This is a genomic window from Methylocaldum sp. (genome assembly GCF_039794385.1).
GTDB lineage: Bacteria > Pseudomonadota > Gammaproteobacteria > Methylococcales > Methylococcaceae > Methylocaldum.
This window is the reverse complement of record NZ_JBDIVO010000471.1, coordinates 1-2,906: the sequence shown is the minus strand read 5'-3', so window position 1 is coordinate 2,906 and position 2,906 is coordinate 1. Positions and strand designations below refer to the sequence as shown.

Here is a 2,906-nt window from a genome sequence, read left to right as displayed (position 1 = left end):
CCGGTTGGCCGACTATGGCGGCCTTACGGAAACTGAACGTCAGCGGGCGTGATCGCTGCGCTGGCGGATCGCCGGCTGGCTGGTCTGTCTCGATCTGCTGCTCGCCGAAGGCCTGTGGCGCCGCATCGGCGAACAGCTGAGGGCCGTTCTGGAGGACTGAGGCAGTGGACGTGGGCTCGGCCATCGAGATTTACACCAGTGTTTTGGGCTGGCTGCTTTACGACCGGATTTGGGAGACGCTGACCGATACGGGGCTTGTTTATCTCCCTTTCGTCGGGCTGGTGGTGAAGAACTTCGCCAAGCCCTATGTCGCGCAGGGTACGAACGGTGCAGCCGAAACCTCGATCCGCATGATGGAGATGGACCTTATCGCCATGTTCACCGTGGCCACGCTGGCCGGCGCGCCGATGATCACGCTGAAAATCGGCGATCTGGGACACACCACGCCCTGCGGCGGCCCGTCCGTCACCGGTGCCAATACCCGGACGACCTACGACCAGGCCTTCGCCGCCATCGGCGGCCAGACCGCGGTGGTGCCGGTCTGGTGGTACGGCGTCCTGGCCATCGCCGGCGGGATCAACGAGGCGGTGATCGCCAGCGTTCCCTGTACGGCGGACATCCGCACCCTGGATTACCGGCTCGACAACACCCGCATCCAGGATCCGGAACTCCGAAGGCAGGTTCAGCTATTCGCGAACGACTGCTGGCTGCCGGCCCGGTCCAAATTCCTGGCCCGGCATGACGCGCTGCCCGCGGGCTATCCGCCTGACGATATCGACTGGATCGGCTCGCGGTACTTTCAGGACACGAACGGGTACTACGGCAACGGCAACCTGAATCTGGCGCTCCGGGCGAGCGAGGAGATTCCGGGGTTTCCGTATGATGCGGCGCGGGATACCGAATTCCAGGCAGGCTTCATCCCGATCAACGGCCGACCGGAATGCAAAACGTGGTGGCAGGACGGGGTGAATGGTCTCCGCAAGCGCCTGTTGGCGACGATCGATCCGGACGTGCTGCCCCAGAGCGTTGCCGATGCTCGCGCCACCAACCCGACGGAAACGGATACTTCCGTGGAAGATGCCCTGATCCGCAAGCTGTTCGAGCAGGAACGGGGACAGCTTGCCGCTCCGGCAAATCGAAGCGACGGCTCGACCCCGTCGATCTGGAGCCAATTCACCAACGAACTGACGGGCACCGTATCCGGCGCTGGCCTCGCCTTCGAGTATTTGACCTGGCAACCGAAACTCTATGCACTCCGCCAGGCCGCACCCATCGGCCAGTCGTTCATCCTGATGGCCATCTACCTGCTGCTGCCGTTCGTTCTGGTCTTCTCCAGTTTCTCGCTCGGCACGATGCTGTTTCTATCGATCGTACTGTTCGCCCTGAAGTTCTGCACCGCGATCTGGTCGCTGGCGACCTGGCTCGACACCAACATGATTCGGGCGCTGGGACTGGAGTGGTGGAAATATCAGTACGACGTGGAACTCGGCACGGCAACGCTGGTGGCCAACCTGGCCGCCGGACTGATGTTCGTGGTGATTCCCCTCGTGTGGTTCATGTTGCTGGGATGGGCGGGGTATCGGATCGGAAGTGGACTGGAGGCAATCACGAAACCCATCCATAGTGCAGCGGAAAGTGGTGCCTCAAAAGGCTCGAATATGGCCACCAGGACAATAAGTCGGGGTACTGGTTCTCTTATAGGCAGAAGGAAATAGCTACCTGCCGGCTACCCTCCTTTAGACTCACCATCAAGATGCCAGTGATACAACCCTACGGGATCACTTCCATCATCCCATTTACCGGTCCTGTAATTATAAAAACCCGTTGCAATCGGTTCAGATTCTTCCTTTTTCTCGACGTGTCCTGTAAACAGTCGAGCCAACACTGTCATTACAGCAAGAGCCAAATAGATTAAGCCATAGCCGAGCCAGCCCAATCGCCTGGTAATAGGCGAATGAAATGCACGCTGGACGCCTGCCATCGCTCTTTTCGGACCGCAAATCCAAATTGCGCGCACGAACGCCACAACAGCCAGCACCGCTGATGCCAGGATTAGGTAAATTCCAATCGTTCCCACTCCATGGGCTCGCGGGAAACCGATATGGTATTGCGCTATGAAATCGCGAGCACCAGTCGAGCCAATCGACTCGGCGAGCCCTTGGTAAAGCGTGTGCAGATCCAACCAGTCCTTGACAACCAAAACCGAGCCGATCAGGACAAGTACCCAGCCAGCATAGATTGGAATGCGCCAGGTAATGGATTCAGCCCGACCGCAGCTCAATCGCCAAGCGGCGAAATACAATCCTGCGACAACAATGATTCCAACCACTGTGGCCATTTCATTCATCGCGGCCTCCTCCTTCTATGCGGGATCGTTACACTTCGGTCATGGGACGCCGACTCTGGGCCAGTTCGGCGAATTGTAAACTCGTCGTTTCTGATTCGGTCATCGTGGCGCCCGCTTCGTCCAGACTTCGCGCAACCATTTGACATAAAAAAGCAAGGAAGGCAAGAGCGTTGGAATTGCATCCGTTTATCCACAGTTCGGGTGGAAAAGTCCGTGGATAAGATTGTGAAAGAATCATTACAACCTGCGGCTTTCCTGAGATGCGTGCTTATTGTCAAAAATGTGTCAGTTTCCTGTCTGACACTCTATGCCGGCTTTTGGACTCCTTGGACCAGGAGAGGATCAAGCCCCAACGGGCCAAAGCCCACTCGCGTCTGCCGGATGATCGGAATGGATTGGCTCGGCGCGATGTTGTAGTGGAGGAAGATATCCGGAAGTTCCTCCAGACGGAAAAACTCGGCGAGGGTTTCCGGCGAACTGATCAGCGCAAATCGACCGCACATCATTCAATCCAAACAGTTGATTCGTTAAGACGCTCGACGCAAATGCGGGTTCGGCT

4 protein-coding genes are annotated in these 2,906 nt (G+C 57.9%); 1 reads left to right on the top strand and 3 read right to left on the bottom strand.

Translation table 11 applies throughout. The features are described from left to right. A partial coding sequence (locus ABJK70_RS22885; protein WP_347259244.1) for a hypothetical protein occupies positions 1 to 184 on the bottom strand: 184 nt, incomplete at its 3' end. Between ABJK70_RS22885 and ABJK70_RS22880 the strand changes: the two genes are divergently transcribed. Further along, positions 171 to 1,715: a conjugal transfer protein TraG N-terminal domain-containing protein gene (locus ABJK70_RS22880; RefSeq protein ID WP_347259243.1), complete on the top strand. Its 1,545-nt coding sequence runs from the start codon at positions 171 to 173 to the stop codon at positions 1,713 to 1,715. The two genes, ABJK70_RS22885 and ABJK70_RS22880, sit on opposite strands and share 14 nt — an antisense overlap. A gap of 11 nt (positions 1,716 to 1,726) precedes the next feature. On the opposite strand, the gene ABJK70_RS22875 is transcribed toward ABJK70_RS22880, so the two are convergent. Beyond that, positions 1,727 to 2,347: a hypothetical protein gene (locus ABJK70_RS22875; protein WP_347259242.1), complete on the bottom strand. Its 621-nt coding sequence runs from the start codon at positions 2,345 to 2,347 to the stop codon at positions 1,727 to 1,729. Positions 2,348 to 2,652: 305 nt separating this feature from the next. Continuing rightward, positions 2,653 to 2,853, bottom strand: a complete 201-nt coding sequence (locus ABJK70_RS22870) for an SOS response-associated peptidase family protein (RefSeq protein WP_347259241.1) — start codon at positions 2,851 to 2,853, stop codon at positions 2,653 to 2,655. Positions 2,854 to 2,906 lie beyond the last annotated feature (53 nt).